Origin of the sequence: Arenibacter sp. ARW7G5Y1 (assembly GCF_003201775.1) — a bacterium.
Classification (GTDB): Bacteria; Bacteroidota; Bacteroidia; order Flavobacteriales; family Flavobacteriaceae; genus Arenibacter.
In genome coordinates this window covers 466,648-486,029 of the sequence record NZ_QJJZ01000001.1, presented here as the reverse complement: position 1 = coordinate 486,029, position 19,382 = coordinate 466,648, and the positions used below count along the sequence as shown (strand labels likewise).

Annotated in this window: 18 protein-coding genes and 1 riboswitch; of the genes, 7 read left to right on the top strand and 11 right to left on the bottom strand. The window is 39.7% G+C overall.

Annotation, left to right across the window (positions count from 1 at the left end; translation table 11 throughout):
- The first annotated feature begins 19 nt into the window (after window positions 1-19).
- Together C7972_RS01990 and C7972_RS01985 are read left to right on the top strand one after the other, a co-directional pair.
- On the top strand, window positions 20-1,168 hold the full coding sequence (locus C7972_RS01990; protein WP_110354518.1) for a HAMP domain-containing sensor histidine kinase: 1,149 nt from the start codon (window positions 20-22) through the stop codon (window positions 1,166-1,168).
- A gap of 4 nt (window positions 1,169-1,172) precedes the next feature.
- Entirely contained in the window at window positions 1,173-1,523 is a 351-nt protein-coding gene (locus C7972_RS01985) for a hypothetical protein (RefSeq protein WP_110354517.1), read from the top strand.
- Here C7972_RS01985 and C7972_RS01980 read toward each other — a convergent pair.
- Both C7972_RS01980 and greA read right to left on the bottom strand, forming a co-directional pair.
- Window positions 1,516-1,908, bottom strand: a complete 393-nt coding sequence (locus C7972_RS01980; RefSeq protein WP_110354796.1) for an HIT family protein — start codon at window positions 1,906-1,908, stop codon at window positions 1,516-1,518. The two genes, C7972_RS01985 and C7972_RS01980, sit on opposite strands and share 8 nt — an antisense overlap.
- Window positions 1,909-2,291: 383 nt before the next feature.
- Entirely contained in the window at window positions 2,292-2,765 is a 474-nt protein-coding gene (gene greA / locus C7972_RS01975) for a transcription elongation factor GreA (protein ID WP_110354516.1), read from the bottom strand.
- Window positions 2,766-2,876: 111 nt separating this feature from the next.
- Here greA and C7972_RS01970 point away from each other — a divergent pair, with 111 nt between their 5' ends.
- A complete protein-coding gene (locus C7972_RS01970) occupies window positions 2,877-3,314 on the top strand; it encodes a hypothetical protein (RefSeq protein ID WP_110354515.1) in 438 nt (145 codons plus the stop codon).
- 5 nt (window positions 3,315-3,319) lie between these two features.
- Here the strand turns inward: C7972_RS01970 and C7972_RS01965 are convergent, their stop codons facing one another.
- On the bottom strand, window positions 3,320-4,309 hold the full coding sequence (locus tag C7972_RS01965; RefSeq protein ID WP_110354514.1) for a Gfo/Idh/MocA family protein: 990 nt from the start codon (window positions 4,307-4,309) through the stop codon (window positions 3,320-3,322).
- A 453-nt stretch (window positions 4,310-4,762) separates the two neighbouring features.
- On the opposite strand from C7972_RS01965, the gene C7972_RS01960 reads away from it, so the two are divergent.
- From C7972_RS01960 to C7972_RS01950, 3 genes are all read left to right on the top strand, one after another.
- Window positions 4,763-5,359: a DUF1080 domain-containing protein gene (locus tag C7972_RS01960; RefSeq protein WP_110354513.1), complete on the top strand. Its 597-nt coding sequence runs from the start codon at window positions 4,763-4,765 to the stop codon at window positions 5,357-5,359.
- Between the two features lie 49 nt (window positions 5,360-5,408).
- A complete protein-coding gene (locus C7972_RS01955; RefSeq protein ID WP_220020846.1) occupies window positions 5,409-6,503 on the top strand; it encodes a PmoA family protein in 1,095 nt (364 codons plus the stop codon).
- A 64-nt stretch (window positions 6,504-6,567) separates the two neighbouring features.
- Window positions 6,568-7,944, top strand: coding sequence for a Gfo/Idh/MocA family protein (locus tag C7972_RS01950; RefSeq protein WP_110354512.1), 1,377 nt, complete (start codon window positions 6,568-6,570; stop codon window positions 7,942-7,944).
- 142 nt (window positions 7,945-8,086) lie between these two features.
- Here the strand turns inward: C7972_RS01950 and C7972_RS01945 are convergent, their stop codons facing one another.
- A complete protein-coding gene (locus C7972_RS01945; protein WP_110354511.1) occupies window positions 8,087-10,258 on the bottom strand; it encodes a TonB-dependent receptor in 2,172 nt (723 codons plus the stop codon).
- A gap of 108 nt (window positions 10,259-10,366) precedes the next feature.
- Window positions 10,367-10,461, bottom strand: a riboswitch (TPP riboswitch).
- 125 nt (window positions 10,462-10,586) lie between these two features.
- On the opposite strand from C7972_RS01945, the gene C7972_RS01940 reads away from it, so the two are divergent.
- Entirely contained in the window at window positions 10,587-13,058 is a 2,472-nt protein-coding gene (locus C7972_RS01940) for an ATP-binding protein (protein ID WP_110354510.1), read from the top strand.
- Here C7972_RS01940 and C7972_RS01935 read toward each other — a convergent pair.
- The 7 genes from C7972_RS01935 to pnuC all read right to left on the bottom strand — a co-directional run bounded on the left by C7972_RS01935 (window position 13,033) and on the right by pnuC (window position 19,223).
- Complete coding sequence (locus C7972_RS01935; protein WP_110354509.1) at window positions 13,033-14,391, bottom strand: sigma-54 dependent transcriptional regulator; 1,359 nt, start codon at window positions 14,389-14,391, stop codon at window positions 13,033-13,035. The genes C7972_RS01940 and C7972_RS01935 overlap by 26 nt on opposite strands.
- A gap of 150 nt (window positions 14,392-14,541) precedes the next feature.
- On the bottom strand, window positions 14,542-14,844 hold the full coding sequence (locus tag C7972_RS01930) for a hypothetical protein (RefSeq protein WP_110354794.1): 303 nt from the start codon (window positions 14,842-14,844) through the stop codon (window positions 14,542-14,544).
- Between the two features lie 376 nt (window positions 14,845-15,220).
- Window positions 15,221-15,523 carry a hypothetical protein gene (locus C7972_RS01925; protein ID WP_110354508.1) on the bottom strand — a complete coding sequence of 101 codons (303 nt, stop codon included), beginning with the start codon at window positions 15,521-15,523 and terminating at the stop codon, window positions 15,221-15,223.
- 418 nt (window positions 15,524-15,941) lie between these two features.
- Window positions 15,942-16,253 carry a hypothetical protein gene (locus C7972_RS01920; RefSeq protein WP_258364749.1) on the bottom strand — a complete coding sequence of 104 codons (312 nt, stop codon included), beginning with the start codon at window positions 16,251-16,253 and terminating at the stop codon, window positions 15,942-15,944.
- Between the two features lie 275 nt (window positions 16,254-16,528).
- Window positions 16,529-18,067: a DUF4301 family protein gene (locus C7972_RS01915; protein ID WP_110354507.1), complete on the bottom strand. Its 1,539-nt coding sequence runs from the start codon at window positions 18,065-18,067 to the stop codon at window positions 16,529-16,531.
- On the bottom strand, window positions 18,067-18,630 hold the full coding sequence (locus C7972_RS01910; protein WP_110354506.1) for an AAA family ATPase: 564 nt from the start codon (window positions 18,628-18,630) through the stop codon (window positions 18,067-18,069). Before C7972_RS01910 ends, C7972_RS01915 begins: the two co-directional genes overlap by 1 nt.
- Window positions 18,585-19,223 (bottom strand): nicotinamide riboside transporter PnuC, encoded by a 639-nt coding sequence (gene pnuC, locus C7972_RS01905; RefSeq protein ID WP_110354505.1) that lies wholly within the window; start codon window positions 19,221-19,223, stop codon window positions 18,585-18,587. The genes C7972_RS01910 and pnuC overlap by 46 nt, the downstream gene beginning before the upstream one ends.
- Between the last annotated feature and the right edge of the window lie 159 nt (window positions 19,224-19,382).

The following is a 19,382-nucleotide window of genomic DNA, read 5'->3' as shown; positions in this document are numbered from 1 at the left end:
AGTATAATTTTATAGATGGATGGATTTTAGTCCTAAAAAGAAAACTTCGAACCTTCTGCTATTAATAGCCTCCTTTGCTATTGTGAGCTTAATACTGTGGAACACCAACAGTTTTTTTAAGAAGTTTAAGGAAGAGGAACGTCATAAAATGGAAATTTGGGCTACGGCACAATCTGAATTTCTGTCCCTTCCCGTTGACGCCGATCCAGGGAATCTTCACATCAAAATATTTCAGAACAATACCTCCACCCCCATGATACTGGTAAACAAGGACAGTACCATAAAAGTGAACAATATGCCCGGGGTCCAGAAAACCGATACTACTTTCATCCACGGAAAAATAAATAGATTCAAAGCGGAAAACAAACCTATCTCCATCGAGTACAAGGGAGAAAACTTGGCCACCTTATATTACGGCAATTCCGAAGTGCTTACCAAGTTAAAATATTACCCAATTGCCCTTTTATTGATCATCTTCCTTTTTGGCACAGTAATCTATTTTTTGTTCAGGACCAATAAAACTTCCGAACAAAATAAACTTTGGGCCGGTATGGCCAAAGAAACAGCACACCAGATTGGTACCCCCCTTTCCTCACTCTTGGGATGGAACGAATTATTGAGATCCGAAAATATTAACCCGGAAATTACCAAGGAAATTGAAAAGGATATTAGCCGATTGGAAACCATAACGGAACGTTTTTCAAAAATTGGATCCCTACCCATACTGAATGAGCACGATATTGTTGAAGAAACTAAAAATGCATTTGATTATTTAAAATTAAGAAGTTCCAAACTCATCCGGTTTTCGTTCAATTCACAAGTGGACCGTGTACCAGTGCTCTTGAACAAGGCTTTATACAATTGGACCATTGAAAACTTGGTAAAAAATGGTATTGATGCCATGAGGGGAAAGGGTAATATTGCCATTGAGATAGTTCCTAACGGCAACTGGGTCAAGGTCTTAATTTCAGATACGGGCAGTGGTATACCAAAAAAGAATTTTCAGACTATATTTAATCCAGGGGTGACCTCAAAAAAAAGGGGGTGGGGCCTAGGGCTCTCCTTGGTAAAAAGAATTGTGGAAGAATACCATAAAGGGAAAATTAAAGTACTGACCTCCACTAAGGAGGGCACTATAATGCAAATTACATTTAAAGTTAAAAATTAAGGTGATGGCAAAGGAGAAATTAGTTGTAATTAAGGAAGCGGATTTAACGAACAATTGTCCCGAATGTTTTAACCAAGAGTTAAAATTGACCTTTTATCAAAAGCATACCTATGGCCGACTATATGACCGGACCACCAAGGACATCACCCACGAAATAAAATGCAAAAAATGCAATTCCATGATCTATCCGGTTGCCTGGACAGAGGACATAGAACGGGTATATGATTACTACCAAAAAATGATTGCACCAGACCGTGCCTCCATACGCTTCACCACCTTGTTTTATGTGCTAACCCTGCTACTTATAGTGGTCGTTGCTGCCGGTATTTATATTGCCCTGGAAGGGATTATTTAATATTGGACTTGATTTTTTCCGCTATCTCCGTAAAATCCTTGGGGGTCAGCGAGGCCTTGTGCTGAAAAGTAGCATCGCGCATTCCATTTAAAGGAATTAAATGTACGTGTACATGGGGAACTTCCAAGCCAATTACGGTTAAACCAACCCTGTTACAAGGAACACTGGCTTCAATGGCCAAGCCTATTTTCCGGGAAAAGGCCATGAGCCCCAAATAGGTTTGCTCATCCAGGTCCAAAAGTTTGTCCACCTCTTTTTTGGGGACGCATAAAGTGTGCCCCGGCGCATTGGGATTAATATCCAAAAAGGCATAATAATTGTCGTCCTCGGCAATTTTATAGGACGGAATCTCTCCGTTGATAATTTTGGTAAATATTGATGACATATTTCTGAAATAAAAGGTATTAAACCTAAGGGCAGGCCTGCCTTTGTCGGCAGACAAGCCTGCCTGCCGTCAAAGGCAGGCCCCGAACCCAATAACAGGAATCGACCCTAGGGTCGAGGTATTGAACCTAGATCCCGCCGAAAAAGGCGGGATTAGTTCAACTTGCAATTTTAAGTGCGTCTTACCGACTTCCCAAAATTGGGTTTCACTAATAAAATCAACTTAAAAGATAGGCAAATATTTTAAAATATGTACCCTAACCTGTTCTTTGCCTTCCTTGACCAACTTTACTGCTGCTAATGTAGCCACAGACAAAAGTCATAAAACACAAGGCCTCAATTAAATAAATCAACTGAGGCCCCTTCTTTGTTATTTAAAATCATCTATCTGGAAATTTCCAAAATTTCAAATTTCAATGTCCCATTGGGAACGGTAATTTCCGCTGTATCTCCTACTTTTTTACCCAGTAGCCCCTTACCTATTGGCGAACTCACAGAAATTTTTGACGTCTTGAGATCTGCTTCACTTTCTGCTACAAGAGTATATTTCATTTCCATTCCGTTATTCAAATTCTTCAATTTAACGGTAGAGAGTACCAGCACCTTGGAGGTATCAAGTTGTGATTCATCTATTAACCTTGCATTGGCCAAAGTCTCTTCCATCTTGGAGATTTTCATCTCCAACAAACCTTGTGCCTCCTTGGCGGCATCATATTCGGCATTTTCGGATAGATCCCCCTTATCCCTGGCCTCACCAATTGCCTGGGAAGCCTTTGGGCGCTCAACATCCTTTAGATAATTAAGTTCCTCTCTCAATTTTTTTAGCCCTTCTGCTGTATAATAAGATACCTTACTCATAAGTTCTACATTAAATAAATAGGAAAATCCTCTTTTTTTAAAGAGGATTTAAGACAAATATACATAAATTTTGTTCAATTTTGTTCAAGTTATTTAAATAGGCACAGCCATATGAAACGCATATTGGGAATATTACTTTTCTTTTTTTTCTTGTCCTGCGACAAGAACTCTACCAATAGAAATCCGTACCTACAGGAGATTAGCTTTAGGTTTGATCTTAATTTGAACCTACCTTCTTACAGCGCCTTGACCAATACGGGTAGTGCCATCTATGTGAGTAACGCAGCAGTGGGCACCAGAGGTGCATTTGTTATCAATACCGGATTTAATTCCTTCATGGCCTGGGAGGCCAGCTGTCCCAACCATGCCCCGAACGACTGTTCCACAATGTCATTGGAGGGCCAATTGGTGACCTGCTCCTGTGAAGGTTATGAATACAATTTGTTTACCGGACAATTAATGAACAGGCCGGACGATGGCAAGACTTATCACGACCTGCTATTTTACCGTGCCACCTATAGCGGTAATTCAGTGATCATCTCCAATTGACTCCTTTAGAGCTGCCCTAAGATTTTGTCCATTACCCAACTGGTGTGCAACCCAGATAGTCCTGTAGAAGGATGTTCCCCGTTTTCCAGCAAATGCATCCGTATATTTTCCACATGAAACTGTTGCACATGCTTAGGATGATCTATAAAGAGATTTATTGTTCCGTTTGCATTGGTCAAGATAATATCCTCTTCATTAAATACGGAGAATACTATTTTACCCTCGCTGCCAATAATCTCCACTTTATCCTCCCTATCGGAGGTACCAAAATTCCAACTGCCTTCCCCTGTAACTCCATTTTTATATATCCAACAAGCCGCGATGGCATCTTTTGCGGTATATAGACCTTGTTGGTTGGTGCTTACCCCAAAGACATTTTCAATATCCCCAAGATAATAGGAAAACAAGTCCAACCCGTGGCTGGCCAGATCATCAAAATAGCCCCCGGGCGCAATTTCACCATCGGTTCTCCAATTGTATGTTTTTGCCAGATCTTCCTTACTCGGAGGCTTGGAAAGGTGCCAACGGATATGTCTTACAGCTCCAATCGCACCATTGCTTATCCATTCCTTAATTTTTAAAAACCTTGGCAAGGAACGCCTATAATAAGCCACAAAAAGAGGCAATTCCCTTTCCCTGAAAACATTGTACATCTCTAAGCTATCCGCATAACTGGGCGCCATGGGTTTCTCCACACAACATGGCTTGCCGGCTTTGGCTACCATTAAGGCATAATGTTTATGGGTGTCCGGGGGCGTTGCAATGTACACAGCATCTACCTCTGAATCCAGAATCAAATCCTCCGCCTTGGCATAAAATTTTGGGACACCATGTCTCTTGGCATAGTCCTTCGCCTTTTCCTCATCCCTGCGCATTACGGCTATCAATTGAAAATCTTTGGTCTGTTGATAAGGTGGCCCGCTTTTTACCTCGGTAACAGCTCCGCAACCAATTATACCCCAACGAAGAGGCTTCGTATACTTGCTTTTGCTCATTGTCTAAAAATTATAGGTTATGGTTACTTACTGTATTCACAAAAATAACAGTTAAAAAACGAATGAAACAACCCCAATATAAGAATTGCCGTAATGCCTTAAAAATCACCCAATATTTTAAAAACCAAATCCAATTGATAATTTCCCAATGGTATCTTATGGAATACCGGTTTAATTGTCCAGGATAAAAGACAAGGCCTTAGGTTCTTTTCTACTAAGACGATGCTTAACTTCACAATTCTTAACTCTACTTAATGGTATTTTACCATTACTTAGGTTTCCTATAAATTTTGGCAGTTAAAATTGGAATTTGACATAGTTTTTAAATAGTTTTATAAAAAAACGCTGCCACATTAACGATAGTTTAATGTAATGCTCAATAAATTAAGAACTCTTTTAGGTAGTCATTGACCGCATTCCAATTTATAGAATCACCGTTAAAACCATAATTAAATGAAAACAAAAATTATTTATACGTTTCTTATAGTCAGTTTTATTACGTTAAACATGTTCGCACAGGACCCGGTTCTTAAAAGTGCTTTTAACGGAAAAAATCTCAAAGGGTGGGTTGTTCCGGAAAACAACATATGGTGGTCCGTGGAAAACGGAGTATTACGGGCCAAAAGTGGTCCTGACAAAAAGGGATCCATATTGTGGACGGACAAGGAATATACCGATTTTGTGTTAGAAACCGATTTTAGATACGAGGAAGGAACGGTAGATACTGGAATCTTCATCAGGAACGATTCGCAACAAATACAGATGGGCATTTCGGGCTCTTTAAAGCGCGATATGACCGGCTCTCCCTATATTGCGGGAAAAGGATATCCCATAGAGGCCCAAAATGTCAAGGAAATCCTAAAGCCCAACGACTGGAACACCATAAAAGTGATAGCCATTGCGGGATATTATGAAGTATGGCTCAATAACAAACACGTAATGAGCTACACCTCTGACAATTATGTTAAAACCGGCCCCATAGGATTGCAATTACACCCCAACACAGAGATGACCACCAGTTTCCGAAACATCAAAATTGGAAAAATGTAGTGGAATTATCACCACCTGAAACTAATTAATCCAATACCGATCAACAAGTATGAACACACCAACACTACTACTTAAATCGGGCTTATACAGTGTTATGGCCCTACTCTTTATGGTTTCCTGTAAGCAGGCCAAGTCCAATAAAACGACCGATAGCGATTTACAAACCAAGGCGGAAAAAAGAATAAAACTGGTTCGAAACGACCAAGAAAAAAAGGTGGATGTCTTTATTGATGGCAATCTATTTACCTCCTATATCTATCCTACCAACATTAAAAAACCGGTACTATATCCCCTAATTACCCCCAAGGGCACCAAGATTACCAGAAAATATCCCTTGGAGCCGTCTGTGGGAGAAAGGGTGGACCATCCCCATCACGTAGGAGTGTGGTTTAATTACGGCGATGTGAACGGATTGGACTTTTGGAACAATTCAGATTCCATAAAGGTTGAAAAAAGAGGAAGTTACGGCACCATTCTTCACAAGGAAATACTGGGCACTGAAGACGGGAACGAGGAAGCGAGCCTAAAGGTGGCCATGGATTGGGTTTCTAACGAAGGAAAGGTTTTGCTCAAAGAAAATACCACTTTTATTTTTAGAGGTGACCACGACGAATACTCCATAGATCGTATCACCAACCTTAGTGCTCCCAATGAAAAAGTAATATTTAAGGACAATAAGGAAGGAGTCTTGGGCATAAGGGTAACACGCGAATTGGAGCACCCCTCGGACAAGCCAGATATTTTTACCGATTCCAATGGAATCCCCACCGGTGTCCCCGTCCTAAACAATGAAGGTGTAAATGGGAATTACATTAACAGCGAGAATATTGAAGGGAACGACTGTTGGGGAAAAAGATCCAATTGGGTAAATTTAAGATCCAATATTGGCGATGAAAAAATATCCCTGGCAATATTGGACCACACTTCCAATGCCGGTTATCCTACCTATTGGCATACGCGTGGTTATGGCCTTTTTGCTGCCAATCCCCTAGGACAGGAAGTCTTTAGTGATGGCAAGGAAGCGTTAAACCTAAGTCTGGATCAAGGGGAGGATATAACCTTTAAACATCGAATTATTGTTGCCAGTAAAAATTTGGAAAAGACCCAATTGGATTCCGAATTTGACAAATTTTCAAATCAATAGTTCGCCATTTGGCTTATCAAAAAATAAAAAAAACAATCATCAATACTATTTATAAAATATAATTATGGACAACAGAAGAGACTTTATTAAAAAAACTACCCTTGCCAGTACCGGCGTTGTTGTTGGTGCATCTGCCTTTTCCGCAAAATCTTACGGAAATATTCTGGGTGCCAATGACCGCGTGGTCCTGGGATCAATTGGCGTAAGGGGTCGTGGAAGTAATTTGTTGGAAAATTTTTCGGAGATGTACGATGATGGAGTGCGAATTAAAACCGTTTGTGATGTAGATTCAGCCGTTTTGGGCGACAATGTAAAAACGGCTACCAAGAATCAAAAAGGCAATAAACCCGGTACCGAAGAGGATATGCGACGTGTTTTTGACGACAAGGAAATAGATGCCGTAGTAGTAGCAGTCCCCAATCATTGGCATGCCCTGGCCACCATCTGGGCCTGCCAGGCCGGAAAACATGTGTATGTTGAAAAACCTAGCTCCCATAATGTATGGGAAGGGAGAAAAATGGTAGAGGCCGCACGAAAATATAATAGGGTAGTACAGGTAGGGTTCCAAAACAGGTCCATAAGCAATGTAATGCAGGCCATGGACTTCCTGCATCGCGGTGGCATTGGGGACGTATTTTTATCCCGAGGCACCTGTTTTAAACCTAGGGATTCCTTCGGTATTTCCCCAGATAGTGTATCCCCATCCACCTTGAATTATGATCTTTGGCTGGGACCGGCCACCTATAGACCTTACAATGAAAAAAAGGGGCACTATAATTGGCATTGGCACTGGGACACCGGCAATGGTGACACAGGCAACCAAGGGCCACATCAGTTTGATATAGCCCGATGGGGTCTCAATAAAAAAGTGCACCCTGTTAAAGTTCAGTCCATGGGAGGTATTTTTGGATTTACACCTCAGGAATGTTCCCAAGAAACGCCAAACACCCAAACTTCTGTATTTGAATATGAAGATGGAAAAATATTGGAATTTGAAACCAGGGGCAGATATACCAATCATGAAGCCAATTTGGGCGTCAAAATCGGTAATTTGTTTTACGGCACGGAAGGCTGGATGGAAGTAAATGGTTCTACCTGGAAAGCATACAGAGGCAAGGAAACTGAGCCTTTTGCAGGTTCGGAAATGGCCGGTAGCGCTGCCGTTGGTGGCGACACCTCTTTTTTGACCGCCCCTGATAGCAAAGGGCATTATGGTAACTTTATTGATGGAGTCCGTTCAGGAAACCGTCATATTTTAAATTGCGATATTGAAACTGGGCATATGTCCACAGTTCTACCGTTGATCGCCAATATAGCATATCGGCTTGGGGATACTTTAAAATTTAATGGGGAATTCGAAAAATTTATAAATAATGAGGAAGCTGACCTCATGCTTACCAGAAAGTACAGGTATCCATATATAGTACCGGAAAATGTATAATTTTTGGATTCTGCAATAATCATAGTTATTCCTTATATAAAAGACTATTTACAATTAAAAGAAATATATAAACAAACCCCTATGTTAGCTGAACAAGCCAACATAGGGGTTTTTAAGTTGCCGAAAAAACAGTAGCCCGTACCTAGAAGCTTATGGATGCCCCAAAAAGGAAATTAATCCCTGCCTGCGGATAGTATCCAGCACCTTCATAAGTGGTAACGGTTCCAGGCACTGTATAATCATCGTCAAAAGTATAGAAGTATCCATTGGACACATATAAGGAATCAAATATATTATTGACCAATCCAGACAGGACTATGCTCTTAACAAAACCGTTGGTGTTGATTTCATACTGCACATTGAAATCGGTTTGCGAATATGAATCCAACTTAGACCCTTCGGAATCTATATTGCCCATATACTGCTCTCCTACAAACTTGGTCAACAAGCTTAATTGGACATTTTCCTTAGGCTGATAGGTTAAAACGTTCCCTACAATAATATCTGGCGAAAAGGAAATATGGGTATCCCCCAGTTCTTGAAGCTCCCCATCCCGTTGAAACACAAAATCCCTGTTCCTATTTTTACTCAATGCCACATTGGGACGTATTTTAAATTGATTCCCCAAGGCTATGGTAGCATCTACCTCCAAGCCTAAGCGATAACTATCCCCTACATTGGCCCGTAAAGGAGCCCCAACATCATTTAACTCGCCGGTTAGCACCAACTGATCCTTATACCCCATAAAGTACACATTGGTGTTCAACTGTACATCTGGAGTAATATAGCGCCAACCCAGCTCATAATCGTTCAACTTCTCAGGCTTGGGACTACCACTTTCATAATCGTTTCTATTGGGTTCACGATTGGCCCTGGCATATGAGAGGTAGAAATTATTGTTCATGTTTAGATCGTAGGTAATCCCAAGCTTGGGATTGAAAAAATCAAAGGTATCATCAACAAGGCCTGTGTCTTCCCCATTGGCCTTATAACCTATTGTCCTATATTGCAAATCTCCATAAGCACTCCATTGGTCGCTAAACTTGTAATTGGCCTTGGCAAAAAGATTTAAATCTGTTTTGGTGGAACTGTTATCATAATACCTATCTTCAAAATTCTTATTGTTGGAAAAACGGGCCCAAATAATTTCCCCAAAATGACTTCCTTCATATTTGTTCCAACCTCCGCCAAGAATTAAATTCAAACTTTCTTTATCATAATTTGCAGAAAAAGTGGTGCCGTAAAAATCATTGACCAGCCAGCGTCTTCGTATTAGATCGGTCTTATCCACTTCTTCCCCATCAACCGTTATAGGTTCAATTCCATAGGTACTAAAGTCATCTTCTTCCTTATATTGCTCAAAATACCCCCTCCCCTTGGTAAAATGGAAGGCCAGATTGGTATTCCAGTAATTTGAAATTTGTTCGTTCCAATGCAATTGAAAATGGTTTTGCCTATAATTATCCACTTCGTTCTTATAAAACTGGGTGTTTCCGTTTTCATCGGTATAGATTCCTGCAGAATTAAATGTTCTGTCAGACTCCAATGTAGCAGCATCTATCCCGTTCCAAGCTTGATAAGTAATCTCATGGCCACCGAACAGCAATGCCTTCACCAAGGTATTGTCATCAATATATGACCCTTGTAAGAAGTAGGAATCCAATTCGGAGGAAGCCCTATCAATGTAACCATCGGAAGTTATCCTGGACAAACGACCGGCAATTTCCACATGATCGTTCAATAAACCGGTACTAAACTTCAAATTATTCCTAAGGGTTCCAAAACTACCTAAGGAAGAAGAAATCTGACCAAAAGCTTCATTGGAAACGGCATCGGTAAGTAAATTTAAACTGGCGCCAAAGGCTCCCGATCCATTAGTTGACGTCCCTACCCCACGCTGCAGTTGCAAGCTTTCTGTGGAAGAGGCAAAATCGGGCATGTTTACCCAAAAAGAACCATGGGATTCCGCATCGTTGTAAGGAATTCCATTAATGGTAACATTAACACGTGTACCATCACTACCGCGAACCCGGATACCTGTGTATCCCACACCTGCCCCAGCATCCGAAGTGGTAACCACAGCTGGAAGAAAATTCATTAGAATAGGAATATCCTGTCCTAAGTTTCTGGGTTTGATCTGTTCCTTGGTCAAGTTGGTGAAGGTTACCGGAGATTGCTTGGTTACCCTAACTGCGGATACCAATACCTCATCCAAGGTAATTTCTTTTCCTTCCAAAGAATCTTTGGGTTTCTCTTGGCCAATAGCCAAAAGCGTTGTCGCTACCATAGCGACCGTTGTGAACATAGTTTTCATCCGTAATACATTTGTTACGAATAAAAGGGGCTATTATTCTTGTTAAAAATTGATTTTTGTTTTTTTCCGATTACAAAATTGCATCGAAAATAAAACGTTGGAAATTCCAAAACGCGATTTTCGCATCCCTTGGCAGCATTACCTGCCCAGGTTCCTTGGGTATAATCTCAGCCTGACCTAACAAGCACCCCTTTGAGACGGGCGCAAATTTACATACCACCAATCTAATTTCATAATAAAAAGAGATAAATAATTAACTATTATTTATAGACCAACCGGACTTGAAATCCGTACATTAGGATAACAGCTGTAAAAACTGGTATTATTAATGAATAAAACAAAGAACAAATTTACCTTTAAAATCATGTTCAGCTACCTAATGCTCGGGATTTTGACCCTTGTAGTGGCCTATTTTATATTTTCTGAAATAAAGGTATTTGTATCTACGGACACCGCCACGGAAAACGATGCCAAATTACTTAAAACCGGTTCCCTTCTTACAGACCTATATGAGGCGGAGAGTCTCTCTAAATTGGCCCTCCAAAAAAAGACCCCAAAAAGCTTTACGGCCTATGCCCAAAAAATAGATTCCATTTTTGTCACCATAGACTCGCTAAAACTCCTAACGGATAGTGACTATCAAAAAGGAATGCTGGATAGTGTTCAAGGACTTCTTAAAAAAAAGGTATTCAACAGCAACGAACTCCTAAGATTAAAAAGAAAAAGTGAAGCCAACAATTCTATAGACAATGCCTTAAAGGAATTCAGTAAAATAGAGGAGTCTCTTGGAAAAATAACTCCGGAGAGCCTTAATCCCAACTATTTGGACCTGCCCCCGGATGCACAGAATACAATAAAAAAATGGGCCGAATACCTTAGTGAAAATGTCCCAAAAGACACCAATAACGTTCAAGTTTCACAGCAGGTAGATTCAGTATTAACAGTATCCAAGTCGCTTTTGGCCGAGGCCAAACAGAGCAACACCAAAAACCTCCGCTCGGTAGCGCAGAAAGAATATCAATTAAGCAGGGCCGATCTGGAAATTTCACAACAGCTTAGAAGTATTATTTCTGCCTTTGAACAGGAAGTAATCACCAAATCCTATAATGACAACCTCAAAAAACAAACTGCCCTAAAAAGAAGCCTACGTGTGGCAGGTTTTGCAAGCTTACTTGGTTTAGCGATTGTGGGACTTTTTACTTTTTTGATCACCAAAGATTATTGGAAAGTACAGTTATATAGGCAACAATTGGAAAAGGAAAAGAAATTTTCAGAATCCCTTTTAAAGAGTCGGGAGCAATTGATTTCTACGGTCAGCCATGACCTTCGCACCCCCTTAAATACCATTACCGGTTATTCCGAACTTATGGAAAGTACCGGTCTTACCGGCAAACAGGTTTCTTATTTAAAGAATGTAAAATCCGCATCAAAATATGTGGATAGCTTAGTAAACGATCTATTGGATTTTTCCAAATTGGAGGCAGGAAAAATTAAAATAGAGAAGACGGCATTTATACTCTCGGACCTTATCCGTGAAACTTCCGAAAACCTCAAGGAAATTCATTTAAAGAAACCCTTGGAACTCATTGTAAATATAGATGGTAAATTGAACAATCCCGTTTTGGGGGATCCTTTTCGGATAAGACAAATATTGACCAACCTTATCGGCAATGCCTATAAATTTACCAATGAAGGTTTCGTAAAAATTGATGCTAAGGTAATAAGCGAGGCAAACGGGAACTACCACATCTTAATTCAGGTTGCAGATTCCGGCATAGGTATTAAAAAAGAGAAACAAGAACACATTTTTAAAGAGTTCACCCAAGCGGAGGACCACATGGATAAGAAATATGGTGGCTATGGACTAGGACTCACTATCTCAAAGAAACTCACCGAACTTTTGGGAGGAGCAATAAGTCTTCAGAGCGAGGAGAATAAAGGAAGTACATTTTCGGTTGAAATTCCACTGGAAATATCAACAAAACCTTTGAATACTCCCACGAAAATTGAAATAAACCCAAGGGTCAAGTTAGCCCTCCTTATCATTGATGACGACCCTGCTATGCTTAAACTGCTCAAGGAAGTCTGTCAACATTTGGGTTTCGCAACCCATATCTACAATAATTTTTATGAAATTTCAAAACGCGGGGAGCTGCCCTACGACATGGTTTTGACCGATATACAAATGCCGAACATTACGGGTTTTGAAGTCTTGGGAGAGTTACAAAACGGCACCTATTCACATTATGCCGGACAACCTGTAGTAGCCATGACCGGCAGAAAGGATTTGGGCAAGGAGGAGTATCATAAAGCAGGTTTTACGGATATACTACAAAAGCCCTTTACCAAGGAAGCTTTGGTAAAGGTAATTTCCGCCTTGTTTCCCAAGGTGATTCAGCAAAATACCGAGAAAAAGATCAAACCGAATATTACCTCCGGCTCCATCTTATTCCATTTGGGGGTCATCTCCTCCTTTTTAGGTGATGATGAGGAGGGAATAGCCGATGTTTTACGGACCTTTATTACCGACACCGAAACCAATATGGAAAAATTGAAATGGGCGGTAGAGGCTATGGACTACGGGCAGATCAACAATATATCACATCGAATGCTACCTATGTTCCGCCAATTGAATAGTACCGAAATTATTCCCATCTTGGAACAACTGGAAATTTTGGAAATAGGCCAAATACCACCTAAAGTGCTAAAGCAGACCTACAGGGACCTTCTTAATAAGTCCACCGTATTGATCCTGGCCATTAAATCGTATTTGACTACAAGTCCAAATTGTAGTGATTAATTTTATTATAGAGCGTTTTTCTCGTAATCTGGAGCAATTTGGCCGCTTTGGACTTATTGAAATTTGATTGCTTTAAGGCCTTTACTATTTGTTCCTTCTCATAATCCGCCTTGGAAAAGTTATCAACTTTGACATTGTTTTCCTTGCTCCGATATACTTCTTTAGGCAGGGCACCTTTCTCCACCAAATCCCCGCTTGTCAACAAAACCGCCCTTTTTATCACATTCTGTAATTCCCGTAGATTTCCGGGCCAATGATATTGCTTAAATATATCCTCCACATCCTCAGAAAAACCTTTTACCTTTTTTCCTAGGGATTGGTTGGCCTTTCTCAAAAAGAAATCTGCGAAAAGTGGCAGGTCCTCATAACGTTCCTCCAAAGAAGGTATTTCCACAGAAAATTCGTTGATCCTGTGAAAAAGATCTTCCCTAAAACTACCGTTTTCAACAGCCTCTGTCAAGTCTTCGTTAGTGGCCGTCACAATTCGGATATCTACCTCTATCTCCTTGTTGCTGCCTACTCTTTTAATTTTTCTTTCCTGTAAGGCCCTTAACAACTGTATTTGGTTTTCATAAGAGAGATTCCCTATTTCATCCAAAAACAAAGTACCACCGTTGGCGGCTTCAAAATGCCCCTTCTTATCCTCCACGGCTCCGGTAAAGCTACCTTTAACATGCCCAAAAAATTCACTGGTCGCTATTTCTTTGGGAATGGCTCCACAGTCTACCGCCACAAAATTGTGTGCCGTCCGTTTGCTATTGTCGTGAATGGCCCTTGCCGTAACTTCCTTTCCAGTTCCACTTTCCCCTGTAATTAGAACGGACATGTCCGTTGGGGCCACCAACTTAATGTACTCGTGCAATTTTTTGGAAGCCTCACTTATGCCAACGACAACCCTATGGTCCTGGGTCCCATCTTCCCCACTTTCAACCTTAAGGCTTTCTTTTGGGGTATTATCCAGCTGCAGCTTGGTCTCTTGGCTTAAGGCGCTTTTAATCTGCATTAAAATTTCCTCAGGAGTAAAGGGTTTCGAAATATAGTCGTAGGCCCCTTTTTTCATGGCCTCCACGGCAGAACCTACCTCCGCATAACCCGTCATTACAATAACCTGTGTCTTTGGATTTACCTCCTTGATATCGGACAACAATTGCAGCCCGTCATAATTGGGGAGCCGTAAATCTGTCAGCACTAGGTTATAGGCGCTTGCCTTGAATTTGGTTTTGGCATCCTGTGCCGTAAAACTAACGTCTACATCGTATCCGTTTCTAATCAGGAATTTTTGAAGCATTTGACAAAAAGCGGCGTCATCTTCAATGATAAGGAGTTTGGGCATACCTTTCTTTTACAATTTACATTGGATAGTAAAAATACCATAAGAAAGTTAGTTGCCTTTAAAAATTTTCATAAAAAAGAAGGGGGATTGTTTAAAACAATCCCCCTCTTACCAAACCTACTTGATACAAAACAAATAATTCAGGTTTTACTATAGTTCTATCCAGTTACCATCTTTATCTGCATACAAGGTTCCTGTAGTACCGTCTTCCAAGGTTACTTCCAACTTATATTGCTCCTGCTTGTTCACATAAGCCTTACTGATGGTCCCAGAAGGATATTCCTTGGAAACAGCTGTTGTAACCGCTTCAGGTAAATCACTTGCCTCTATTTCAGAGAAGTCGTCCTGAGCTATTGCGGTCTGTGTTGCTTCAAGAGCTACGTTCCCTCCGCCATTGGCAAATGCGGTTAGACTTCCGAATGATAATACTGCTACAAAAAATAATTTTTTCATGATTTTCATTTTAATAGTTAAACTTGTTATACCTATTGAAAATATGATACCAAAATAAAATTCGCGCTAGATTTAAACACAAACAACTGTTTTTTAAATGATTACAAAATACACTAGAAATTAAGACCTGTGTAATTTTGTATATCGTTCTTTTTTATTGGGTAAAAACTAAACACTCCGTCTTCCACATCCTGTTTAAATCCACAAAGAGAATTCTTAAGCCTGTGACCCCCTTCGTAAAGCCGTCAATCAAATAAATAGAGCTAATTTGAATATGGGAATTGGCCTTTTAAGGTTCCCGAAACAAAAAATGGAATCGTTCAGACGATCCCATTTTTTTCATTGGTCATACCAATAATATCTATACAAACCTTTACTATCTTTCAATCCAATCCCCATCCTTATCTGCATATATAGTACCACTCTTGCCTTCCTTCAAAGTTATATCCAACCTAAATTGTTGGGAGTTATTCACGTAGGCCCTACCTATTACAGCAGAAGGATAATAAGTATCTATTGCCTTTATTACTGCTTCTGGCAGTTCTGCCCTACTTATTTCGGAGAACTTATCTTGGGCTACGCTCATTTCCATAACAGCCCCCTTTACTACTTTGTTCTCCTGCGCACAGGCGGTTAAACTTGTTATTGATAATGCAATTCCAAAAAATAGCTTTCTCATGATTCCAATTTTATAATTATACCATTACCAAATGAAAAAACGATACCAAAATCAATACAACATTTCATTTAACTCATTATCAACAACTTAAAGAAGTAATACTATAGTAATGATACTGTGTAATACTGGGTATACAGCCTTTCAATTGTGTTAAAAATACACACCTACGCTATTGGGTAAATGAGAGGGCAGTACCCTGAAAATACTTAAAAAGAACCTTATAGGCCTAAAAACACAATAAGCTTAATATAGCATAGGTTATCACTATAATGGAAACTATAATTGGCAGCAGTAACACCCTTCTTCCTCTATAAAACTAAAGAGTTTGGAGGCGCTGGTTCCCTTATAAACGCAAAAGGGCCACCTTACGGTAGCCCTTTTAATCCAACATAATTATACAATTCTCTTTTTCAACGTCTTACATATCAATCCAGTTACCTTCGGCATCAGCGTATAATTCGGAATTGGTTCCGTCCGAAAAAGTAACCTCCAATTTATATTCAGCTTCCTCATTTACATATGCCTTGTTTATCACAGCACCTGCATGATCTTTTTCCAAGGCTTTTCTGATGGTATCCGGCAATTGATCAAGGTCTATTTCAGTAAATTCTTGAGCAATTATTACTTCCATAATCCCATCGTGAAATATTGGAGGGGATGCCAAAACTGGACTTAGACTTCCCATTGCCAACGCTGTGGCGAAAACCAGGCTTTTCATATCGTTTTTCATATCTCTTGTGTTTTGTGTAAATACTAATTTTTTTCTCACAGAACAAAGAAGGAAAATTGTGCCAACTTATATATTTAAACAATTACATTTTCAATATGTTTAAAATCAGATGTTTACGGCATTGTTGCCATCTATGGGGAATGTATAATTATGTATAGCATCCCAAAAAGTGTATAAAAATTATACACTTTTTGGGTACAATACCTGATATATGTTTACAATGGAAAACCAGCTAGACAAAAAGTGGATGATGATCCAAAATGTTGACCGCAAATCTATTTTACCTGGTGGGCAGGTTTCTGAAGGTCGTTTACCGTTTTTACAGGATTGAAGGTCACCAAGGGGACCTCAACAAAAATAGTATTCCAAAAGGCCATGGCACCGTTCCACAGACCTGGAAGCTCCAAAGCCTTTAGGTCCTTGCCCTCCTTGGTTTTTTGCGTAATGAATCCTTGCTTGGCATCTACAAAATTGAGCAAATTATATTTCTCTCCCTTATAATTTCTGACCCCACAGACCAAATCTACCGGGTTAAAATGGGTAGAATTCTTTAGGATTTCAACCTGTTCAGGATTATCCATATCTACTTGTGCAGATTCAATGATTTGTAGTGAAATATGATCATGGGCATCCTTTATCCAAAATGGACCGCCCCCTGGCTCGCCTTCATTCTTGACCATACCGCAAATGCGAATGGGACGATTGATTTTATCCTTTAAAATTTCTATTTGCTGCCCAATACTAAACCCCCCGAATTTATCTGAAAAACGAACATTTAAATCCCGTTCCAAAAACAATTTTATAGTTTCCAAAATTTCGGAAGTTAAATTGTCCCCATCCAATATTTTGGCATATTCAAAAGCTTTGCCCTGTAATTCCAAAAGCAGTCCGGCCAATATCTTTTTACTTTTGGCAACCTCGTTGGAGAATCTGGGAACCACCACATTATCGATATTCTTAATAAAAATAATATCCGCATCCTGCTCGTTAAGGTTCTCTATCAATGAGCCATGACCAGCTGGTCTAAACAACAGTGAACCATCGGAATTCCTGAACGGCTTATTGTCCAATGTAACCGCGATAGTGTCTGTTGAGGGTTTCTGGAAAGAGTAATTTACGGTAAAGGAGGTTTTGGTATCCTTGGACACCCGCTCTCCGGCAGTCTTAAATTCCTTGTTAAACATTTCTCCATGCTGCTCAGAAATGGTAAAATGTAGATTTGCCTCGTTATTCACCTGTGCATAGGCAACTGCCTCTTTTAAATGTTCTTCGAAAGGCGTAGCTGTATATTGTCCATAGTCATGAAAGGGTAAAAGTCCTTTTGGGTAAAATCCGAAATTCAAGCCTTCCGACAATAGCATCTCCTGCACAAAAAAGTACTTTTCCTCATCCTTGGAGCTTGTTCTACCAGCTATACGATTTTGAATAAGGGAATAAAATGCGAATTTTTTGTACCCATCAAAAAAGGCTTTAACATCCTTATCCTTGGTCCTGTCCAAATAGGCGTCAAATTTTTCAGCTTTGGGATCATAAGTGTCCAAAAAATTGAACATAGCCTTGAACATTCGGGATGCAGCACCTGAAGCCGGCACAAATTTCAGAAGGGATTTCTTCTTTTTTGCCTCCTCAAATTTCTTTATAAACTTTTGCTCCTCAGCCTCCGAAAATTTAGAAATTCCATCGGATACCACTGCGGCCTTTTCCAATCTCACAAAAGGAATACCCTCTTTAAATGTTTCAATTTGACCAAGAACTTTTTCCTTAGAAATACCTTTTTTTTCTAATTGTTTTTTGTCTGCTTCCGTTAATTCCATTATTTTCTCAGTAATTGATTAATATAGTTCCGGGCCGTTCTAAGCCTTGTTTTTTTATCACCCTTTAAGATAATAAAATTCCTGTTATATTTTTCCAAAGTATCCTTGAAATATAGAAACATTCGTTCACGATCATTGGGTTTATCCCTTAAGTCATCCTTTTCCCACGGAATGTCTATATAGGTCAGAAAATAAATATCGTAACTATTCTGTAGCGCGTAAGTTTCCAAAATTGGATCACAGTACCCCAAATAATAAGCTTCGGAATATACCTTGGTCTCCAAAAGATCGGTGTCGCATATTAATAATTCATTTGCTTTTTTGGTCAAGGAATTTTCCAATTTTATCTGGCCCTCTGCAATGGGCAATAAATCCTTGGGTTCACAGGTTTTCTTCTCATTATCCCATTTTTTCTGAAGGTAATCGCGTGCATATTCAGGTACCCAAACAGTATTGTAATGAGTGGCCAACTCTTGGGACAAGGTGGTCTTCCCGGTAGATTCGGGACCAAATAAAACTACTTTAACAATACTTGAGGGCTCTTGTTTAAACTTTTCTTCCATGCAAGGTATCCGAAAATCGCAATAATAGTGAACAATAAATATTGCAGAGATGTAAATATAAGTCCTTTATAAAGATATAATGGAACCGATATTACATCGCCAATGATCCAATATACCCAATTTTCAAGTTTTTTCTTAGCCATAAGCCACATTCCTACAAAGAATATAGCCGTCGTAAAGGTATCCACATAAGCTGTCCAATTATCCAACCTATCAAATACTACGTATACCAAAACAACGAATATAACGGTAGACCCGAATAAAACAGCTGACCATTTTTTCTCCAGGGCAGTCGTTGTTGTTATGGGAATAAAATGGGTCTCATCTATCTTTCTAGTCCAAATATACCATCCGTAGACACTCATGGCAAAATAATAGGCATTGATCAACATATCTCCCAATAACCCAAAAACCAAAAGAATATAAACGAACAGCCCTGTGCTTAGGATTCCTGTAGGGAAAACCAAAATATTCTCGCGCATGGAGTACCAAACACTTAAAAATCCGAAAAACACCCCTACCATTTCCAAAATTATCAAATGGGTGGAAGTGTCCTGGTACTGGGCAAAAATCCAATCAAAAATGGGGCTCATAATTACTAGGGTCAGATTTAACAATTTTCAACATTATACAACTCTTTTCCAACCACTCCAATGAGGATCCATTTCCAGTTAAAACGGCTCTTATAGCTGATCGTATTGCCTATAAGTCTTTACGCCCAAAGTACTTGCCATAATATAAGGTCCAGATTT

What these genes read in the sequence shown, in the direction of transcription:
- C7972_RS01955 (WP_220020846.1), top strand. Translation starts at nt 5,409, where the DNA reads ATGAACACACCAACACTACTACTTAAATCGGGCTTATACAGTGTTATG.
- pnuC (WP_110354505.1), bottom strand. Translation starts at nt 19,223, where the DNA reads ATGAGCCCCATTTTTGATTGGATTTTTGCCCAGTACCAGGACACTTCC.
- C7972_RS01910 (WP_110354506.1), bottom strand. Translation starts at nt 18,630, where the DNA reads ATGGAAGAAAAGTTTAAACAAGAGCCCTCAAGTATTGTTAAAGTAGTT.
- C7972_RS01960 (WP_110354513.1), top strand. Translation starts at nt 4,763, where the DNA reads ATGAAAACAAAAATTATTTATACGTTTCTTATAGTCAGTTTTATTACG.
- C7972_RS01925 (WP_110354508.1), bottom strand. Translation starts at nt 15,523, where the DNA reads ATGAGAAAGCTATTTTTTGGAATTGCATTATCAATAACAAGTTTAACC.
- C7972_RS01985 (WP_110354517.1), top strand. Translation starts at nt 1,173, where the DNA reads ATGGCAAAGGAGAAATTAGTTGTAATTAAGGAAGCGGATTTAACGAAC.
- C7972_RS01965 (WP_110354514.1), bottom strand. Translation starts at nt 4,309, where the DNA reads ATGAGCAAAAGCAAGTATACGAAGCCTCTTCGTTGGGGTATAATTGGT.
- C7972_RS01990 (WP_110354518.1), top strand. Translation starts at nt 20, where the DNA reads ATGGATTTTAGTCCTAAAAAGAAAACTTCGAACCTTCTGCTATTAATA.
- C7972_RS01945 (WP_110354511.1), bottom strand. Translation starts at nt 10,258, where the DNA reads ATGAAAACTATGTTCACAACGGTCGCTATGGTAGCGACAACGCTTTTG.
- C7972_RS01980 (WP_110354796.1), bottom strand. Translation starts at nt 1,908, where the DNA reads ATGTCATCAATATTTACCAAAATTATCAACGGAGAGATTCCGTCCTAT.
- C7972_RS01930 (WP_110354794.1), bottom strand. Translation starts at nt 14,844, where the DNA reads ATGAAAAAATTATTTTTTGTAGCAGTATTATCATTCGGAAGTCTAACC.
- C7972_RS01915 (WP_110354507.1), bottom strand. Translation starts at nt 18,067, where the DNA reads ATGGAATTAACGGAAGCAGACAAAAAACAATTAGAAAAAAAAGGTATT.
- greA (WP_110354516.1), bottom strand. Translation starts at nt 2,765, where the DNA reads ATGAGTAAGGTATCTTATTATACAGCAGAAGGGCTAAAAAAATTGAGA.
- C7972_RS01970 (WP_110354515.1), top strand. Translation starts at nt 2,877, where the DNA reads ATGAAACGCATATTGGGAATATTACTTTTCTTTTTTTTCTTGTCCTGC.
- C7972_RS01940 (WP_110354510.1), top strand. Translation starts at nt 10,587, where the DNA reads ATGAATAAAACAAAGAACAAATTTACCTTTAAAATCATGTTCAGCTAC.
- C7972_RS01935 (WP_110354509.1), bottom strand. Translation starts at nt 14,391, where the DNA reads ATGCCCAAACTCCTTATCATTGAAGATGACGCCGCTTTTTGTCAAATG.
- C7972_RS01950 (WP_110354512.1), top strand. Translation starts at nt 6,568, where the DNA reads ATGGACAACAGAAGAGACTTTATTAAAAAAACTACCCTTGCCAGTACC.
- C7972_RS01920 (WP_258364749.1), bottom strand. Translation starts at nt 16,253, where the DNA reads ATGAAAAACGATATGAAAAGCCTGGTTTTCGCCACAGCGTTGGCAATG.